The organism is Flavobacterium sp. FlaQc-30 (assembly GCF_044005885.1).
Classification (GTDB): domain Bacteria; phylum Bacteroidota; class Bacteroidia; order Flavobacteriales; family Flavobacteriaceae; genus Flavobacterium.
This window is the reverse complement of record NZ_JBIPCO010000004.1, coordinates 408,280-426,075: the sequence shown is the minus strand read 5'-3', so window position 1 is coordinate 426,075 and position 17,796 is coordinate 408,280. Positions and strand designations below refer to the sequence as shown.

The 17,796-nt window shown below is 33.0% G+C and carries 18 protein-coding genes, 4 tRNA genes and 1 pseudogene; 1 reads left to right on the top strand and 22 read right to left on the bottom strand.

Translation table 11 applies throughout. The features are described 5' to 3' along the window. Positions 1-46 precede the first annotated feature (46 nt). The 16 genes from rplL to ACHRV0_RS11980 all read right to left on the bottom strand — a co-directional run bounded on the left by rplL (position 47) and on the right by ACHRV0_RS11980 (position 8,618). Positions 47-418: a 50S ribosomal protein L7/L12 gene (gene rplL / locus ACHRV0_RS12055; protein ID WP_025572412.1), complete on the bottom strand. Its 372-nt coding sequence runs from the start codon at positions 416-418 to the stop codon at positions 47-49. Positions 419-509: 91 nt separating this feature from the next. Next, positions 510-1,013: a 50S ribosomal protein L10 gene (rplJ, locus tag ACHRV0_RS12050; protein WP_129024105.1), complete on the bottom strand. Its 504-nt coding sequence runs from the start codon at positions 1,011-1,013 to the stop codon at positions 510-512. A 22-nt stretch (positions 1,014-1,035) separates the two neighbouring features. After that, positions 1,036-1,725, bottom strand: coding sequence for a 50S ribosomal protein L1 (rplA, locus tag ACHRV0_RS12045; protein WP_089053851.1), 690 nt, complete (start codon positions 1,723-1,725; stop codon positions 1,036-1,038). A 13-nt stretch (positions 1,726-1,738) separates the two neighbouring features. After that, entirely contained in the window at positions 1,739-2,176 is a 438-nt protein-coding gene (gene rplK, locus ACHRV0_RS12040) for a 50S ribosomal protein L11 (RefSeq protein ID WP_007807442.1), read from the bottom strand. A 67-nt stretch (positions 2,177-2,243) separates the two neighbouring features. Further along, entirely contained in the window at positions 2,244-2,795 is a 552-nt protein-coding gene (gene nusG / locus ACHRV0_RS12035; protein ID WP_089053852.1) for a transcription termination/antitermination protein NusG, read from the bottom strand. Positions 2,796-2,805: 10 nt separating this feature from the next. Then, the gene (secE, locus tag ACHRV0_RS12030; RefSeq protein WP_008466927.1) at positions 2,806-3,003 is read right to left on the bottom strand and encodes a preprotein translocase subunit SecE; all 198 of its coding nucleotides are present in this window, start codon (positions 3,001-3,003) and stop codon (positions 2,806-2,808) included. A gap of 18 nt (positions 3,004-3,021) precedes the next feature. After that, a tRNA-Trp gene (locus tag ACHRV0_RS12025) sits at positions 3,022-3,092 on the bottom strand. Between the two features lie 62 nt (positions 3,093-3,154). Beyond that, positions 3,155-4,342: an elongation factor Tu gene (gene tuf, locus ACHRV0_RS12020; RefSeq protein WP_089053853.1), complete on the bottom strand. Its 1,188-nt coding sequence runs from the start codon at positions 4,340-4,342 to the stop codon at positions 3,155-3,157. A gap of 55 nt (positions 4,343-4,397) precedes the next feature. Further along, positions 4,398-4,469 (bottom strand) — tRNA-Thr (locus tag ACHRV0_RS12015). 71 nt (positions 4,470-4,540) lie between these two features. Continuing rightward, a tRNA-Tyr gene (locus tag ACHRV0_RS12010) sits at positions 4,541-4,621 on the bottom strand. A 64-nt stretch (positions 4,622-4,685) separates the two neighbouring features. Beyond that, a tRNA-Thr gene (locus ACHRV0_RS12005) sits at positions 4,686-4,759 on the bottom strand. Between the two features lie 90 nt (positions 4,760-4,849). After that, the gene (hpf, locus tag ACHRV0_RS12000) at positions 4,850-5,152 is read right to left on the bottom strand and encodes a ribosome hibernation-promoting factor, HPF/YfiA family (RefSeq protein ID WP_089054001.1); all 303 of its coding nucleotides are present in this window, start codon (positions 5,150-5,152) and stop codon (positions 4,850-4,852) included. Between the two features lie 34 nt (positions 5,153-5,186). Then, positions 5,187-6,080 (bottom strand): tyrosine-type recombinase/integrase, encoded by an 894-nt coding sequence (locus tag ACHRV0_RS11995; protein WP_395440998.1) that lies wholly within the window; start codon positions 6,078-6,080, stop codon positions 5,187-5,189. Between the two features lie 128 nt (positions 6,081-6,208). Next, the gene (gene rpsU / locus ACHRV0_RS11990) at positions 6,209-6,403 is read right to left on the bottom strand and encodes a 30S ribosomal protein S21 (RefSeq protein WP_089053855.1); all 195 of its coding nucleotides are present in this window, start codon (positions 6,401-6,403) and stop codon (positions 6,209-6,211) included. Between the two features lie 170 nt (positions 6,404-6,573). Continuing rightward, positions 6,574-7,716: an acyl-CoA dehydrogenase family protein gene (locus ACHRV0_RS11985; RefSeq protein WP_395440997.1), complete on the bottom strand. Its 1,143-nt coding sequence runs from the start codon at positions 7,714-7,716 to the stop codon at positions 6,574-6,576. A 14-nt stretch (positions 7,717-7,730) separates the two neighbouring features. Then, a complete protein-coding gene (locus tag ACHRV0_RS11980) occupies positions 7,731-8,618 on the bottom strand; it encodes a ComEA family DNA-binding protein (RefSeq protein ID WP_395440996.1) in 888 nt (295 codons plus the stop codon). 274 nt (positions 8,619-8,892) lie between these two features. On the opposite strand from ACHRV0_RS11980, the gene ACHRV0_RS11975 reads away from it, so the two are divergent. Next, entirely contained in the window at positions 8,893-10,344 is a 1,452-nt protein-coding gene (locus tag ACHRV0_RS11975) for an amino acid permease (protein ID WP_395415095.1), read from the top strand. Positions 10,345-10,422: 78 nt separating this feature from the next. On the opposite strand, the gene ACHRV0_RS11970 is transcribed toward ACHRV0_RS11975, so the two are convergent. The 6 genes and pseudogenes from ACHRV0_RS11970 to ACHRV0_RS11945 all read right to left on the bottom strand — a co-directional run bounded on the left by ACHRV0_RS11970 (position 10,423) and on the right by ACHRV0_RS11945 (position 17,791). Beyond that, a complete protein-coding gene (locus tag ACHRV0_RS11970; protein ID WP_007810860.1) occupies positions 10,423-10,650 on the bottom strand; it encodes a PspC family transcriptional regulator in 228 nt (75 codons plus the stop codon). 98 nt (positions 10,651-10,748) lie between these two features. Continuing rightward, a pseudogene (locus ACHRV0_RS11965) lies at positions 10,749-12,018 on the bottom strand (DUF2851 family protein). Positions 12,019-12,093: 75 nt separating this feature from the next. Further along, positions 12,094-12,576, bottom strand: a complete 483-nt coding sequence (locus ACHRV0_RS11960) for a 3'-5' exonuclease (RefSeq protein WP_129023200.1) — start codon at positions 12,574-12,576, stop codon at positions 12,094-12,096. An 83-nt stretch (positions 12,577-12,659) separates the two neighbouring features. Continuing rightward, positions 12,660-14,021, bottom strand: a complete 1,362-nt coding sequence (locus ACHRV0_RS11955) for a pyridoxal-phosphate dependent enzyme (protein ID WP_089053860.1) — start codon at positions 14,019-14,021, stop codon at positions 12,660-12,662. 47 nt (positions 14,022-14,068) lie between these two features. Next, positions 14,069-16,036 carry a putative porin gene (locus ACHRV0_RS11950; RefSeq protein WP_395440995.1) on the bottom strand — a complete coding sequence of 656 codons (1,968 nt, stop codon included), beginning with the start codon at positions 16,034-16,036 and terminating at the stop codon, positions 14,069-14,071. 279 nt (positions 16,037-16,315) lie between these two features. After that, the gene (locus tag ACHRV0_RS11945; protein ID WP_395440994.1) at positions 16,316-17,791 is read right to left on the bottom strand and encodes a RagB/SusD family nutrient uptake outer membrane protein; all 1,476 of its coding nucleotides are present in this window, start codon (positions 17,789-17,791) and stop codon (positions 16,316-16,318) included. Between the last annotated feature and the right edge of the window lie 5 nt (positions 17,792-17,796).

The window sequence follows — 17,796 nt, the reverse complement described above, 5'->3', positions numbered from 1 at the left end:
GAGTGTTAACTCAGGACCTAAACCTAGTTCTTAAAACTGTGTTGAATTATTTAAGCTCAACTACAGCTCCAGCTTCTTCTAATGATTTTTTAAGACCTTCAGCCTCTTCTTTAGAAACACCTTCTTTAACAGTACTTGGAGCACCATCAACTACATCTTTAGCTTCTTTAAGACCTAAACCAGTTAATTCTTTAACTAATTTTACAACTGCTAATTTAGAAGCACCAGCTTCTTTTAATACAACTGTAAATTCAGTTTGAGCTTCTTCAGCAGCACCTTCTCCACCACCAGCAGCAACTACTACAGCTGCAGCAGCAGGCTCGATACCATACTCGTCTTTTAATATTGTTGCTAATTCGTTAACTTCTTTAACTGTTAAGTTAACTAATTGTTCTGCGAATTGTTTCAAATCTGCCATTTTTTCTATCGTTTAAAATGATTTGTAAAATATAATTTATTTATTGTGCGCTAATTAAGCAACAAGGAAAACTAATTCCCTGCTTGAATTATTATGCCTCAGCTTCTTCTTCGCTACCAGCGAATTTGTTTTGTAAAGCTGAAATAATTCTTTGAGCTGGTGATTGTAATAATCCAATGATTTCACCAATAAGCTCTTCTTTAGATTTAATAGTTGCTAATGCATCTAATTGATCATCACCAATATAAACTTCAGAATTAATATAAGCTCCTTTTAATACAGGTTTAGCTGATTTTTTTCTGAAATCTTTGATTATTTTTCCAGGTGCATTTGCAACATCTGAAATAAATATAGCACTATTACCAGTCAATACTGAAGGTAAATCTCCATAGTCATTAGCAGAAGCTTCCATTGCTTTAGCAAGCAAAGTGTTTTTTACAACTTCTAATTTTATACCTGCTTTAAAGCAAGCTCTTCTCAAGCTTGAAGTTGTTTCTGCATTTAATCCAGAAATATCAGATACATAAATAATATTTGTACCAGCTAACTGTGCAGTTAAATCTTCAATCGCGATTGATTTTTCTTCTCTAGTCATACTAAAAATTATTAACTACCAATTATACTGCTTTAGGGTCCAATGCAATTGCTGGACTCATAGTGCTTGTAAGGTGAATACCTTTAATGTAGGTACCTTTAGCAGCAGTTGGTTTAAGTTTGATTAATGTTTGAATAATTTCGTGTGCATTGTCATAAATTTGCTCAGCTCCAAAAGAAACTTTACCAATTCCTGCATGTACGATACCAGTTTTGTCAACTTTAAAGTCAATTTTACCAGCTTTAACCTCTTGAACAGCTTTTGCAACATCCATAGTTACAGTACCTGTTTTAGGGTTTGGCATTAAACCTCTAGGTCCTAAAATACGACCTAATGGACCTAATTTACCCATAACAGCTGGCATAGTGATGATTACATCAACATCTGTCCAACCATCTTTAATTTTTTGTAAGTAATCATCAAGACCTACATAATCAGCTCCAGCTTCTTTAGCTTCAGCTTCTTTATCTGGAGTAACTAATGCTAATACTTTAACATCTTTACCTGTTCCGTGAGGTAATGTAACTACACCTCTAACCATTTGATTCGCTTTTCTTGGATCTACACCCAAACGAACTGCGATATCAACAGACTCATCAAATTTTGCAGAAGCAATAACTTTAATTAATGCAGCTGCATCTTTTAAAGTATATAGCTTGTTCTTTTCAATTTTTGAAGCAGCCTCTTTTTGCTTTTTTGTTAATTTTGCCATTTCTTTCTCTTAATTAAAAAGGAGCATCTCCTGATACAGTTATACCCATAGATCTAGCAGTTCCAGCGATCATGCTCATTGCAGATTCGATTGTGAATGCATTTAAATCTACCATTTTATCTTCAGCGATTGCTTTGATAACGTCCCAAGTAACACTTGCTACTTTTTTACGATTTGGTTCACCTGATCCAGACTTTAGCTTTGCAGCTTCCAATAATTGGACAGCAGCTGGAGGAGTCTTAACAACAAAATCAAATGATTTGTCTTTATACACAGTAATTTGTACTGGGCATATTTTGCCAGGTTTATCTTGTGTTCTAGCATTGAACTGCTTACAGAACTCCATGATATTAACCCCAGCAGCTCCTAAAGCAGGTCCAACCGGTGGCGACGGATTCGCAGCACCTCCCTTAACTTGTAGTTTAACTACCTTACTAATTTCTTTAGCCATTTTTTAAAAAATTTAACACTATAATCATTGGAAGCGATTATAGTGGTTATTATAGATGTAACAAAAATTATACTTTTTCAACTTGCATAAAACTTAACTCTAATGGTGTTTTTCTTCCGAAAATCTTAACCATAACTTCAAGTTTACGCTTCTCTTCATTAATTTTTTCAACCGTTCCGTTGAATCCGTTAAATGGACCATCGATCACTTTAACAGTTTCACCTAAGTTGAAAGGAATAGCACGAGTATCTGTATTTACAGCTAACTCATCAACTTTACCTAACATTCTATTTACTTCAGAAAGCCTCAAAGGAACAGGTTCTCCGCCTTTGATCTCACCTAAAAATCCAATAACACTAGTAATTGACTTAATAATATGAGGGATTTCACCAACTAAATTAGCTTCAATCATAACATATCCAGGAAAGTAAACTTTATCCTTAGATGATTTTTTCCCATCTTTTACAGTAACTACTTTTTCAGTAGGAACTAAAACTTGAGAAACATAATCCTCCATACCTAATCTCGCAATCTCAGTCTCAATGTAAGCTTTCACTTTATTCTCTTGACCACTAACCGCTCTAACTACGTACCATTTTTTCACATTATTATCTGCCATCACAAAAAAATTATCCTTTTAACCAGTTAAAAAATCCAGCCAAAGCTTTTGCAAAAAATTCGTCTACTCCCCATGTTGCCAAAGCAAATAGAATCGAAAATACAGCCACGACAATTGTCAATTTTTGAACCTCAGCCCAAGCAGGCCAAGTAACATTTGACTTTAACTCTTCGAAAGCCTCTGATAAATAATTAGTAACTTTTGTCATTTGATATGTTTTTTATTGCACGGGCGGAGGGATTCGAACCCCCATCAACGGTTTTGGAGACCGCTATTCTACCCTTGAACTACGCCCGTAATTAAAGCCAGTGACTTCAGTTAAGAAAATCAACTGGCTTTTTTTATAATTTTTATAGAAATTACTCTACAATCTCAGTAACCTGTCCAGCACCAACTGTTCTACCACCTTCACGGATAGCAAAACGTAAACCTACGTTCATTGCGATTGGGCTTAATAAAGCAACATTAATAGTTAAGTTATCTCCTGGCATTACCATCTCTACTCCTTCTGGTAAAGTAATAACTCCTGTTACGTCAGTTGTACGTACGTAGAACTGTGGACGGTAGTTATTGTGGAATGGAGTATGACGTCCACCTTCTTCTTTTTTCAAGATATAAACCTCAGCTTTGAAAGTAGAGTGTGGTTTTACTGATCCTGGCTTAATGATAACCATTCCTCTTTTGATAGATTCTTTATCAATACCTCTTAATAATAAACCTACGTTATCTCCAGCTTCACCTCTATCAAGGATTTTACGGAACATCTCAACTCCAGTAATAGTAGAAGTTAATTTATCAGCTCCCATACCAATGATTTCAACAGCATCACCTGTATTAGCAATACCAGTTTCGATACGACCTGTAGCAACAGTTCCACGACCTGTAATTGTAAATACGTCTTCAACCGGCATCAAGAATGGTTTTGCTACGTCACGCACTGGCTCTTCGATCCAAGCATCAACAGCATCCATTAATTCAATGATTTTTGGTACCCAAGCAGGATCATTATTCAATCCTCCCAAAGCAGAACCTTGAACTACAGGACCATTATCTCCATCATATTCGTAGAAAGATAATAAATCTCTAATTTCCATTTCAACAAGCTCTAACAACTCAGCATCATCAACCATATCCACTTTGTTCATGAAAACAACGATTCTTGGAATACCTACCTGACGACCTAAAAGGATGTGCTCACGAGTTTGTGGCATTGGACCATCTGTAGCAGCAACTACTAAGATAGCTCCATCCATTTGAGCAGCACCAGTAACCATGTTCTTTACGTAATCCGCGTGACCAGGACAGTCAACGTGAGCGTAGTGACGGTTAGCAGTTTCATACTCTACGTGTGATGTATTAATAGTAATACCTCTTTCTTTCTCCTCTGGAGCGTTATCGATTTGATCAAACGATTTTGCTTGACAGTAACCAGCATCTGACAATACTTTTGTAATTGCAGCAGTTAATGTAGTTTTTCCGTGATCTACGTGTCCAATTGTACCTATGTTTAAGTGCGGTTTGGAACGATTAAAATTCTCCTTTGCCATTTTACTTAATTTTTAATCTTAGTTATATATTAATTTTCAATTTCCTACTTACTTGAGCCAATGTCGGGATTTGAACCCGAGACCTCTTCCTTACCAAGGAAGCACTCTACCCCTGAGCTACACCGGCAGAGAGTTCTGATTTTAGAATTTAGATTCCAGATTTTAAAAATCTAAAACCCAAAATCTCACTTTTTTTTGTGGGGAGAGCAGGATTCGAACCTGCGAAGTTCACACAGCAGATTTACAGTCTGCCCTCGTTGGCCGCTTGAGTATCTCCCCTAAATTTTAAAATCCAATCTTTTAAAAGAACTTGTTTCAAATCGCATTTGAAACTTTTTTTTTGAGCCGATAGAGGGACTCGAACCCACGACCTGCTGATTACAAATCAGCTGCTCTAGCCAGCTGAGCTACATCGGCGAATACATTAAAAAAGTCCGCTATTTCTAACGGACTGCAAATGTAGCTATTTTATCTTTTAATCAAAACATTTTTTAAAAAAAATTTCAATTATATATGTGCTCTTATTTTTTCTTTCCTTTTCACAAGCAATCGCTCTAACGATTCTGCTGAATTTTCAACAGCTTCTTCAAAGGACTTACATTGCTTTTTTACTAAAAAATCATCTCCCGGAACATTAATCTTAATCTCTACTGCTTTATTCTCCTTATCACTCGTTCTTTCAACTTTTAAAAAAACATCTGCCGAAACAACTCGATCATAATACTTCTCCAGCTTATCCATTCTTTCTTGAATAAAATCAACCAATTTTCTGTCAACAGTAAAGTTAACTGCATGAACATCTACCTTCATAATACTAATTTTAGGGTTAAACATTTCAGAATTATTATTTATTTCTAGGATGCGCATCGCCATATACTTTTTTTAGCTCCGCCAAACTATTATGAGTATAAACCTGAGTCGACGCCAAACTTGAATGCCCTAACAATTCTTTAACTGAATTTAAATCTGCTCCATTATTTAATAAGTGAGTTGCAAAAGTATGCCGTAGCACATGCGGACTCTTTTTCACCTTTTCAGAGACCCTACTAAAGTAAGAATTTATTAATCGATACACAAAAGATTCACTCAATTTTAACCCTTTTTTTGAAATAAAAAAATATTCTGAATCACGAATTTCATCAAGCCGAATTCTCTCCTGCAAATACAAACCAACCTGATCCGCAACAATAGGCAAAAGCGGAACAATCCTTTCTTTATTTCTTTTTCCTAAAACCTTAATTACATTAGAAGACAAATCAACATTCTTCATCATCAAACCAATCAATTCAGCACGACGCATTCCTGTAGTATAAAAAAAATCCACAACAAGCCTATCTCTTATTTCTTCAAATTCAAAAGAAGAACCAACCCCCAACATTAAATCATTTACTTCTTTTTCAGAAAAAGGAATCTGAACAACTTTTGGCGTTTTGAGCGCCTTATGTTTCAACATCGGACTAACCTCTATTTGCTTTATTTTTAATAGAAATTTATAAAAAGCTTTCAGAGAAGCCATTTTGCGATTTACAGACACATTTGAAATTCCCTGATCCACCAAAGAAACAATCCAACTTCTAATTTGACCATAACCAACAGCATTTATCTCCTCTTGCTCAAACCGCACTTTATTAAATTCTTCAAAACAATCCAAATCAGCTAAATAAGCATTGACAGTATGTGAGGAATATTTTTTCTCCAACTGCAAATAATCACGAAAAGCTTCTTTATTAGACTGCATAATATTTTTTTTCGACTTACCCAATTACAGACAAATCATTTAGAAAAGATTACAAAAACAAAAAACCGCTAGGATCAAAGTTAAAACTTTTTGATCACTAACGGTAATTATTTTAAAAAAGCAGTATACTAACTCTCTAAACCATCTTTCAATGTTTGGATGTAAGCAGCTTTTTGAATTTGAGCTCTTTTGATTACAGAAGGCTTAATAAAAGCAGTACGTGCTCTTAACTGACGAACAGTTCCTGTTTTATCAAATTTTCTTTTATAGCGCTTTAATGCTCTATCGATATTTTCTCCGTCTTTAATTGGTATAATTAACATAATATTGACACCTCCTCTCGTTAAGGCTGCAAATGTAAAAATTAATTATTAATTATGAATCATAAATTTTAAATTATTTTTCTAGTAAAATATCAATCTGTAAAAAGTGAAATGCGACTGGCTTAATACCTAAAACTATTTTACGTACTACTTTTTACAATTCACAAAACCTATTCTTTCAACAAATTTCTTGAGATAACCAATTTCTGAATCTCAGTAGTTCCCTCTCCTATAGTACATAATTTAGAATCTCTATAAAATTTCTCTACAGGGAAATCTTTGGTATAACCATAACCTCCATGAATTTGAACAGCATCATTTGCAATTTTCACACAGGCTTCCGAAGCATACATTTTTGCCATCGCTCCCAATGTAGTTACTGGTTTGTGTTTTTGCTTTAAGAAAGCAGCCTTATGCAACAGCAATTCTGACGCTTCAATTTCAGTTGCCATATCTGCCAATTTAAACGAAATTCCTTGAAAACTACTAATTGGCTGCCCAAATTGATATCTTTCTTTTGAATATTTTAAAGCCGCCTCATATGCTCCTTTTGCAATACCTAGAGACAAAGCTCCTATAGAAATTCTTCCTCCGTCTAAAATTTTCATTGCCTGAACAAATCCCTCTCCAACTTCTCCTAATCTATTTGCATCTGGCACACGACAATTATCAAAAACCAATTCAGCAGTTTCACTTGCGCGCATTCCTAATTTATTTTCTTTTTTACCTGAAGAAAAACCAGGCATTCCTTTTTCGAACACGAAAGCAGTCATTCCCTTAGAATCCCCTTTTTCGCCTGTTCGAACAATAACAACCGCTACATCTCCAGATATACCATGAGTAATAAAATTTTTTGCACCATTTACAATCCAAGAATCTCCATCTCTAACAGCTGTTGTATTCATACCTCCGGCATCAGAACCAGTATTATGCTCTGTTAATCCCCATGCTCCAATAAACTCAGCTGTTGCCAACTTTGGTAAAAACTTTCTCTTTTGCTCTTGGTTTCCAAAAGTTAAAATATGATTTGTACATAACGAATTATGAGCCGCAACCGACAAACCTATTGAAGGATCAACTTTTGATATTTCCTCGACTACTGTAATATATTCATGATAACCTAATCCCGATCCTCCGTATTCTTCAGGCACTAAAACCCCCATGAACCCCATTTCTCCAAGTTTCTTAAACAAATCAATTGGAAAAATCTGAGCTTCATCCCACTCCATTATAAATGGCTTTATATTCTTTTCGGCAAAATCTTTTATAGATTGTGCAACCATTGACTGCGTCTCGTTATAATCAAAATTCATTGTATACTATCTTTTTAGAACTCCAAATATAAACTAATTATTTTTGCTTTTTCAACAGGAAAACCTTTAATTTTTGATAATTCCTCAATATTATTAAAATTTCCGTTCATGCTTCTATAAGTTACAATTTGTTTTGCAAGAGAATATTTAAAATACGGAAACTGTGATAATTCTTTTAAAGAAGCATCATTTATTGCTATCTTTTTAAATCCTGAAGGAGTGACGGCTTTAAATCGTCGGTTTAATTCAACTATCACCTCAGGCGAAAGTCCCCAAACATCCTCCATCTGTTCCATAGAAACAAAGCCTCCTAGAATTTCTTTTTGTTTTAATATTCTCAAAGATAAAGCTTCTCCAATACCATATACTTTTATTAAATCTTCCTGACTGGCGGTATTAATATCTGAAAGTACGATATTCACTTTATTAAAAGGCATTTTCGCAGGATATTCTTTTTTCTCTATTTTGAACTCATTCTTTTTCTGTGTCCAATCAGGAAATTTAAACAATGGAGAAATCACTTTTAAAAGTGAGTCAGAAATATGTGTCACTTCCTGAAACTCTTTTGCAGAGTTTACATATTTATTCTCTTTTCGAAAAGCCAATAATCTATCAATTTCTTGAACTGACATCCCAAGCTTATAACCTTTATAATCTGAAATAAAATTTGGATTAAAAGTATACACTTTTCCTTTTTCAGTTAATTTCTCCATTCTAGCCGCATCTATATCTTTTTGCAACGCCATCCATTGTTTTTCTCCACCAAAAGAAACCTCTGATTTATTAAAATCGAAAAAGAAATAAAATAGCTGCAAAATAATTATGACAACAAATAATAAAAAAATACCAGTTCGCTGTTGACTAGTAAACTTAAAATGCATCATAATCTTCTTAAAACTCATTGCTTTTATAAATTAACCTATTTGTAAGGGATCTAAAATACAAGAAAACCATCAAAGTTAACAAGAAAATTCATTAAAATTTAACTTTTGTCAGAATTATACATTCCGCAAATTTCTATCAATTAATTTAATGATTGTCAGCTTGTCATAAGGCTTTACCGAGTGTTTCTTTAAAATTTTAAATATTTTATAACTTAAAACATGATAATTGTTTTTATTTTTTACAAAAAACGATACATTTGGAGCTTAATAACAAATAAACCAATATTATAGTATGTCAATTTGGAAAACTAAACCTCTTTCGGTATTGCTCGGTGAAGCATCCGAATCTGAAAAAGGACTAAAAAGAACCTTATCTTCACGTTCGCTTGTTGCACTTGGAGTTGGCGCCATCATTGGAGCCGGGCTATTCTCCTTAACTGGAATTGCCGCTGCAGAACATGCCGGACCAGCTGTAACTATCTCATTTATATTAGCCGCTATAGGTTGTGGTTTTGCAGGACTTTGCTATGCCGAATTTGCTTCTATGATACCTGTTGCAGGTAGTGCCTATACTTATTCTTACGCTACAATGGGAGAATTCATGGCTTGGATTATTGGTTGGGATTTAGTTTTAGAGTATGCTTTAGGAGCTGCTACGGTAGGTGTTAGTTGGTCCAGATACCTATTAGAGTTATTAGCAAAATTCAACATTCATCTTCCTCCGGACTTGATTTGTTCTCCATGGGAAACTTTAACACTTAGTAATGGTACTGTAATTGAAGGCGGAATCGTAAACTTACCCGCTATATTCATTGTTTCACTGCTTTCATTATTATTAATTAAAGGAACAAAAGAGTCTGCAACAATCAACAATGTATTAGTTGTTGTAAAAGTAGCTGTAGTTATCGTTTTTATTGTTTTAGGATGGAAATTTATTGATACTAGCAATTACACTCCATATATCCCTAAAAACACAGGAGTTTTTGGAGAGTTTGGATGGTCAGGAATTGCAACTGGTGCAGCAACTGTATTTTTTGCTTTTATTGGTTTTGACGCTGTATCAACTGCCGCACAAGAAGCTAAAAACCCGCAAAAAGGAATGCCAATTGGTATCTTAGGATCTTTAGTAATCTGTACAATATTATATGTGTTATTTGCTCACGTAATGACTGGACTTGTACCTTACTACAAATTTGCTGGAGATGCAAAACCTGCCGCTACTGCATTTGCTGTTACAGGATATGATTTTTTACAAACAGGTTTAATCATTGCAATTTTAGCAGGATACACTTCGGTAATTCTGGTAATGCTTATGGGACAAAGCCGTGTGTTTTACACTATGAGTAAAGACGGTTTATTACCTCCATTCTTTAGTGAAATACATTCAAAATTCCGTACACCTTGGAAAACTAATGTTTTCTTTTTAATATTCGTAAGTTTATTTGCTGGACTAGTTCCTGTAAGTGACTTAGGACATATGGTAAGTATTGGAACTCTGTTAGCGTTTGTTCTAGTATGTATTGGAGTTATGGTAATGCGTTATAAAATGCCTGATGCACCTAGATCATTTAGAACTCCTTTAGTTCCTTTTGTACCTATTGCAGGAATCCTAATTTGTTTAGCATTGATGTATTCTTTACCAAACGAAAGCTGGGCACGATTAGTTATTTGGATGGCTTTAGGTGTCTTAATATACTTTATGTATGGTAAGAAAAATAGCAAATTAAATAATCCGGAAAAATAATTTTGGCTATATAAACAAACAAAAAAAGGATCTTAAAGTGGTAAAACTTTAAGATCCTTTTTTTATGCCTATTATAAACTACAAATCAAAAACTGAAGTTCTTTTCGCACGTATTAAATCCTTTAATCGAATCCAAAAAGCTAAAGTTAAATAAACCCCAAAACCCAAACCTGCCGTAACAAAAGAGATGTAAATAAAAAACAGCCTCACACTTGTTACACGCATCCCTAGTTTGTCTGCTAGTCTTGATGATACGTGAAAGCCATATTTTTCGAAAAAAAATTTTAATTTTAAGATAGCCGACATTGTTAGTTTTTTTTTATCCTAATTATATCAGGATGATTCTTGATTACAAAAATACAAATTATCTAATTGCTCATTTTCTAATTACATAATATATCCTATTATTTTTTCAAAAGCTCTATTCCAACAGCACATTTCAAGCAAGCTTTTTTTATTACAATACTCATTCTTAAGCTCTAATAAAGTTTGTGTTTCGAACGCATTTATTGATTTAATACCAAAAGAGGTAAACTTTTCTATTATTGAGTTCTTTTCTGGAGAGATTTCGTCCATAAAACTAATTAAGTCTTCGGAAATAGATTCTCCAATCATTCTTGAATAAGCAAACTGAATTGGAATAATAGTATTAATGATTACCAAATCAAGAAATGACTTTGATAATATTTTTTCTTTGCTTGGGCTTTCTTTATCAAACTGAAAATGTTTTTTCCAATAAGGACTAGTGGAAACACTCAGGGTTTCGTAAACATTTTTTACTGATTTTAATCTAATAATCTTCGAAAATAAGTTCTGCTGTTTATAATATAATTTAGCCAACTGCGACAGTCTGATTGTCGGAAAATTGTCTGGTCTGTGCTTAAAAAATTGAAGAGGGTCAATATAAGATCTCTCTAATTGGTATTTATGTAAGAGGTAAAAAAATCTAAATTTTAAATCTTTAAAATACTCGTCTTCTTTCTCTTCATTTAATAAATTGGCTGTTCCAAAAAATAGTGCTTCTAAATTTTCTGCCTCGAAACTTTCTTTCCTAATAATCGAAAAAGGAATTGATTTGGCTATTTGCAAGAAAGAAGAACCATTTGTATTTAATCCAAAATTCTTAGCTAGTAAGCAGAATAAAACAGCTTCCCAATCTTGATTAAATTCGTCTAAAAGTTTACAAACAAGTTCTGATTTACGCTCTAATCGCTCAAAAAACAACCTTTCCTGCCAATTTTTTAAAACAAACTCATCAATTTCACATATTTGCTTTTCGCACGGAATCCAAGTTTTAGTAGAAAGCAAGTTTTGATAATTTGCAAGTACTTCTGCTTTCACATAATCTTTAATGACTAAAACTGGTATTTCAGTATTATTTTTTCTAAAAATGGCAGTATCATTCTCCCAAACTACGTGCAGAATAACATTTTCATAGGCTGAATCATTCTCATGATTATGTAAATACCAGTCTGATGATTTTAAATGAATTTCTACATTTCCCGCCCACTTTTGATCTCCAATTTTAATATGAGCATTAAAAAAATCAGGCCCCGAACGTTGCAAATAGTCGCCAGTTTTAATAATCGTAACCAATTCACCTTGAACTGTTTTTAAATTCAGAGTATCAAACTTTTTGAATTTCCAGAGATAATGAAGAAAGTCTTCTTTCATTTTTAAGTTTTTAATTGAAATAAAAACTAAAAATAAACATTTTTAATACTATTCTTACAAAATATAAAGTTTTTTTTATCTAAGCAGATAAAGTTTTGCACAAGCACGTGCATCAGACAGCGCCTCATGATGATTAAGTTGTATTTTCATTTCTCTACAGCAATCGCTCAATTTTGTTGGCTTCAAACCTTTTGCTTTATAAATCTTAACGGTACATTCCCACTTAGAAGCGATATTTAAATCTTCATAGTTTAATCCGTAAAGCAACATTGACTTCACCAAAACATTGCGATCAAAACTTTCGTTATGAGCCACAACTACTCTATTTTTTAATCTTTTTTCAATCTCTGGATAAATCTGTAAAAATGATTTTGAATTGACCGTATCTTTTGGATAAATACCATGTACTCGAATGGTAAATGGATTATACTCGTTATTTGGCGGTTTTATTAAAGTGACAAATTCGTCTACAATAATTCCATTTTCGACAGTAACAATTCCCACAGAACATGGATGATAACCCGTTGCTGTTTCAAAATCAATTGCAGTAAAGTTCATTCTAAAATTTTTATAGGATAAAAAAATCCATAAATCTATCTTTAGAAAGCAGATTTATGGATTTATAAAAGTATTAATTTGTTCTATTTAATAGATCCAATAATATCATATTTAGTGATGATGTGATGATTTCCATTTCCTAGATCAATCAAAACTGCATCATTTTCTTTTGTAAAAAGCTTAGAAACTTCTTCGATTGGAGTTCCTAATTTTACGATTGGAAATGGTTTCCCCATGACATCTTTTATCGGTTTTTCAGCTACATTTTTATCTGCAACATAACTTCTAAACAAATCTGTTTCATCAACAGAACCTACAAAACCATTTATATCAACTACTGGAATCTGCGAAATTTTATATTTACGCATACGCTCAATAGCATGAGAAACCAGCTCTTCTGTACGAACAACGATCAATTCTTTATCGATATGATCTTTTATAACATCTTCAGCTTTGGTAACATTTTCTTCTAAGAATCCACGCTCACGCATCCAATCATCATTAAACATTTTACCTACATAACGACTTCCTGAATCATGAAATAAGACAACTACAACATCATCTGGTTTAAAATGTTCTTTTAACTGCAGCAAGCCTTTTATACAGGCTCCAGCTGAATTTCCAACAAAAATTGCTTCTTCTAGTGCAATCTTTCTAGTATAAACTGCTGCATCTTTATCAGTCACTTTTGTAAATCCATCGATCAAAGAAAAGTCAACATTTTTAGGTAAAATATCTTCTCCAATTCCTTCAGTTATATAAGAGTAAATTTCGTTTTCATCAAAAATTCCAGTTTCGTGGTATTTTTTGAAAACAGAACCATAAGTATCAATTCCCCAAATTTTAATATTTGGATTTTGTTCTTTTAAATATTTCCCTACTCCAGAAATTGTTCCTCCTGTTCCTACTCCCACAACAAAATGAGTAATTTTACCTTCGGTTTGCTTCCAAATTTCAGGTCCGGTCTGCTCATAATGTGCTAATGAATTTGATAAATTATCGTATTGATTTACATACCAAGAATTTGGTGTTTCTTCGGCTAATCGTTTAGAAACTGAATAGTACGAACGAGGATCTGTAGGCTCAACATCTGTAGGACAAACTACAACTTTTGCACCTACAGCACGAAGAATATCCATTTTTTCTTTAGACTGTTTGTCTGATATTACACAGATTAATTTATATCCTTTAATAATTGCAACAAGTGCTAACCCCATTCCTGTATTACCAGAAGTACCTTCAATAATAGTTCCGCCTGGTTTTAATCGTCCATCTGCCTCTGCATCTTCAATCATTTTTACAGCCATTCTGTCTTTTACAGAATTTCCTGGATTAAAGGTCTCGACTTTTGCCAATACTAATGCATCAATTTCAGCAACAATCTTGTTGAGTTTTACTAATGGTGTATTACCAATTGTTTCTAAAATATTTTTTGAAAAGTCCATTTTGTTTAAGTTTTAATATGTGGTATTTTAAAATAAATTTTATTGTTTTATTGGAAGAAATTCCAAACTAAACCAAATCGCAATACAAAATCACGATAAGGATTGTTAGGCGCCGAATAATAATCGCTTTTTGCGAAAAGAGCATTTATATGTTCTGCTTTTAGATAAAAACGCGTCTGACGAATTCTTGCGTTTATAAAAAGATCAAAAAGTGGATAATTTCCAATCTCTTTATTATTTTGAACAAAAAACTCTCCAACAACCGGATTATATCCATTTCCATAATATTTTGTAAAATAACTAAAAACAACACCTGCTTGTGCAAATAATGCTTTCTTAAAAAAGTGATTTGAATAATAGAATGTGTTTCTTGTTACAAAATCCGGTACATTTAAAATTAAATCAGATTGATCTACTTTCTGATACAGAAGAGTATTATCTAATGCAAATTTCCCAAATTTAAATTCTTTGCTTGCTTTTATTTCTAGATAATTAATAGCGTTTCCGTACTGCTCCGGATTTATAATTTGTGTTTGGGCTAATACTTGAGCCGGAGTTGAAACATCTTTAAAATACAAATGATCGTTTAAAACTGTATACTGAACCTCGGCATTTAACCAAGGTGTATACACGCTGGCTCCAAGCGTATTGATTTTTTCGTTTTTAAAATCATTCGACCAGTTGTATTGTACATAACTGCTTTGATATAAATTGTAATTATTGTTTGGCAGTTTGTTTACGTTTCTATATTTAAAATCGAACTGGATTTTCTCATTTAAATTATATCGTAATCTTGCGTCAAGATCAGAAAGTGACTGGTTAGTGATAGATCTTGTATATAAAAAACGGCCATTCCATTTATTCTTTTGATATTCATATTGCCCACCTACATTATTGATCTGAAGAAACAAATTATCAGGAATTACTCCTCCTGATTTATCAACTAAAATTCGATCGTATTTATAATTTGATCTGTAATCGTCTACAAAAAAATTAAACTTTCCTAAGAGAGAATTTTCATAAGCCAATCCAACTTTATTGTACAATCTTTCAAAATGAGTTTGATCATTTATACCACTTGTGGTATATGAAGCTCCAAAACGCTGCACTTGCTGTCCGTCAACAGTCGAAAGAACAGTAGGCTGGTTGTATTCGAAAAATTTATTTTCGAAGTTAAACTGATGATTTATATACAAATTATTATTTCCGTTCTTTGGATTTACTCTGAAAGCGTGGTCAAAAAACAATCTTTTCCCTTTCAAAAAAGATTTTGCATCTGTCAGGTAAACTTGTAATCGCTGACGATTTTTAAAATCAGGATTGTCGCTTTCAAAATCTTCTGGGGTGGTAATACCTCCATTTTCTTCGTTCGAATTATCTTGAAAAGTAAAGTGCGCATTTAAAGCATATCTTCTATCTGTTGTTGCATAACTTGTAGTAAATCTAAAATTTCCTGAACTTACTAACTGATTTATATAATCTCCTTCTGAACGTAAACCTCTATAAGCAATAGAAAAATTAAGGTTTTTTGAAGTATTTAAAGTAATAAACGAGTCTACATTTTGTCCTTTATTAATTGTTGTATTAAAAAACAACTCTGTTACAGGAGTCGCTGCCGAATAGTATCTAATATCATCTGCCTGCAAATAATTATAGTGCATTGCCGAAAAGCCAATCTCTGGATAAGGAGAAAAACTAGTTAAACTGTATTGCAAAACATTTAAAGGCTGCCCAATATTTGAGAACTCCAGCAGTCCAAAAAGATCTTTTCGCAGATGGTTTTGTTTATATCCGCTTTTTATTGTTAATGATGTATCTACATAAGTAGTATCATGCTCTAGAGTAATAATCTGGTATTGATCTATTTTAGCAATTTTAGCCTTCTTCTTTTTAACAGTGTCTGTTATACTTGAATATTTTGAATTCATATCTAAACTACTTTTTGAAGTAGTCTTTTCTTGAGAAAACAATAGGGTTGGTATAATTAATAGATATAGAAAAATGAATATTCTCATTTGATAATGTTATATAAAATTATTTCGGCAAATTTTGTCGAGCAAAGGTAAAAGATAAAAACGTATAAACGAAAAAAAACAAAATGTTAGTATAACCGCATTTTTATAACCGCTTCTAAAATGAAAACCCCGTTTACAAATGTAAACGGGGTTTTCAAGAAAATCAAAATATTTATTGCTTCTGTAAAATATACTTAATGTGGACGATTACTTTAATTTTCTACTAGTTTTTAAATCTTTCAAAAATTAAAAATCCCATTAAGCTAAATTTACAATTTATTATAGTTCGTTCTGCTTAACTAGTGGATTTGCATTGATCTCTGCTCTAGGGATCAACCATTGCCATCTTTTATCTGTTGCAGGAACATTGATTACGTTGTTTGTGATCGTTGAATTATGATTAGCTCCAGATCTATCAAGAGGAGAATTTGTTCTCTTTAAGTCATAAAATCTAAAACCTTCTCCCCATAATTCAATTCTTCTTTGAAACCAGATTTCATCAACTAAAGCTTGTCCTGTTTTTGTAGACAAAGTATATCCAGTATCTCTTGTTTTTACTAGAGCAAATAATACAGCAGCTGCATCAGCTTGCCCTAATCTTGCTTTTGCCTCTGCTTCGATAAGGTACATCTCAGCAACACGCATATAAGGAACATCACATCTACTATCACCAGTACTTACAGATAAGAATTTTTGACTTGTGTAAGGGTATTTAGTAAAAGAGCTTGGAAGATTCAGCGAAGCGTGCACTCCCGTTTTATCAAATAACTTTGAACGTACATCCGTTGTAGGAATCAAATTATAAAGTTTACTATTAATTGCCTTTGGACATGTACGAATAACTGTTGAATTGTAATTTCTAGACATGTAAGCTCCAAAATTACCAAAATAATCTGTTTGAACTTCATTAATATGGCTTCCCCACATCCATTCTTTACCAGCGTAGTCATTAAACCCTTTTACATATTCTTCAGCATTCATTAATGCAATACCTGTTTTAGCTTTAGCAGCATAATCTGCAGCAATAGCCCAATTTCCTTGAGTTAATGCAACTCTAGCTTTTAAACCTTGTGCTACACTTAAACCTAAATGAGAATTATTTGGTTTTGTATAACCTACTAATAAAGTATTTGCTTCATCTAGATCTTTATTGATTTGTGTGTAAACTTGTTCAACAGTTGAACGAGCAAAACCCTCATTACCAACTACTAAAACTAACGGCACTCCCAATTGCGAGTTATCAACTCCATTAACATATCTTTTTCCAAACAATTGAACCAATTGATAGTGACAAAATGCTCTATACAATAAAGCTTGACCTTTTAAAACCTTTTTATCAGCATCTGGACCTATTGTTTTATCTACTGCACCAAGGATAGTGTTTGCATTTCTAATTATTCTATAATAAGTACGGTACGGAAATCTAACATCTTGAGCATTCTCGTTTGCGACACCATTCCAGTTGTAAACTTGCAAAAACCATCCATTAGTAGCAGGAAAAACCACATCATCTCCAGCAATATCAACTTGCTGCATCATTCCTCCTAAACCGTTCTCATTCTGATTACTTTCATATCTAATATACAATGATCTATGTATACCATTTAAAAGCGTCATTAAATCGTCTGTCGTTTTAGTAATATCCTCATAAGTAACATATTCCGTAGGCTTTTTATCTAAAAAATCGTCTGAACATGAAGAGAGTACCAATAACGATATTGCGAAAAATATCTGTTTTATATAATTTGATTTCATAATGT

Bases quoted from the DNA above. Each gene is read 5' to 3' on its own strand.
- rplL (WP_025572412.1), bottom strand. From the start codon at position 418: ATGGCAGATTTGAAACAATTCGCAGAACAATTAGTTAACTTAACAGTT.
- rplJ (WP_129024105.1), bottom strand. From the start codon at position 1,013: ATGACTAGAGAAGAAAAATCAATCGCGATTGAAGATTTAACTGCACAG.
- rplA (WP_089053851.1), bottom strand. From the start codon at position 1,725: ATGGCAAAATTAACAAAAAAGCAAAAAGAGGCTGCTTCAAAAATTGAA.
- rplK (WP_007807442.1), bottom strand. From the start codon at position 2,176: ATGGCTAAAGAAATTAGTAAGGTAGTTAAACTACAAGTTAAGGGAGGT.
- nusG (WP_089053852.1), bottom strand. From the start codon at position 2,795: ATGGCAGATAATAATGTGAAAAAATGGTACGTAGTTAGAGCGGTTAGT.
- secE (WP_008466927.1), bottom strand. From the start codon at position 3,003: ATGACAAAAGTTACTAATTATTTATCAGAGGCTTTCGAAGAGTTAAAG.
- tuf (WP_089053853.1), bottom strand. From the start codon at position 4,342: ATGGCAAAGGAGAATTTTAATCGTTCCAAACCGCACTTAAACATAGGT.
- hpf (WP_089054001.1), bottom strand. From the start codon at position 5,152: ATGAAGGTAGATGTTCATGCAGTTAACTTTACTGTTGACAGAAAATTG.
- ACHRV0_RS11995 (WP_395440998.1), bottom strand. From the start codon at position 6,080: ATGCAGTCTAATAAAGAAGCTTTTCGTGATTATTTGCAGTTGGAGAAA.
- rpsU (WP_089053855.1), bottom strand. From the start codon at position 6,403: ATGTTAATTATACCAATTAAAGACGGAGAAAATATCGATAGAGCATTA.
- ACHRV0_RS11985 (WP_395440997.1), bottom strand. From the start codon at position 7,716: ATGAATTTTGATTATAACGAGACGCAGTCAATGGTTGCACAATCTATA.
- ACHRV0_RS11980 (WP_395440996.1), bottom strand. From the start codon at position 8,618: ATGAGTTTTAAGAAGATTATGATGCATTTTAAGTTTACTAGTCAACAG.
- ACHRV0_RS11975 (WP_395415095.1), top strand. From the start codon at position 8,893: ATGTCAATTTGGAAAACTAAACCTCTTTCGGTATTGCTCGGTGAAGCA.
- ACHRV0_RS11970 (WP_007810860.1), bottom strand. From the start codon at position 10,650: ATGTCGGCTATCTTAAAATTAAAATTTTTTTTCGAAAAATATGGCTTT.
- ACHRV0_RS11960 (WP_129023200.1), bottom strand. From the start codon at position 12,576: ATGAACTTTACTGCAATTGATTTTGAAACAGCAACGGGTTATCATCCA.
- ACHRV0_RS11955 (WP_089053860.1), bottom strand. From the start codon at position 14,021: ATGGACTTTTCAAAAAATATTTTAGAAACAATTGGTAATACACCATTA.
- ACHRV0_RS11950 (WP_395440995.1), bottom strand. From the start codon at position 16,036: ATGAGAATATTCATTTTTCTATATCTATTAATTATACCAACCCTATTG.
- ACHRV0_RS11945 (WP_395440994.1), bottom strand. From the start codon at position 17,791: ATGAAATCAAATTATATAAAACAGATATTTTTCGCAATATCGTTATTG.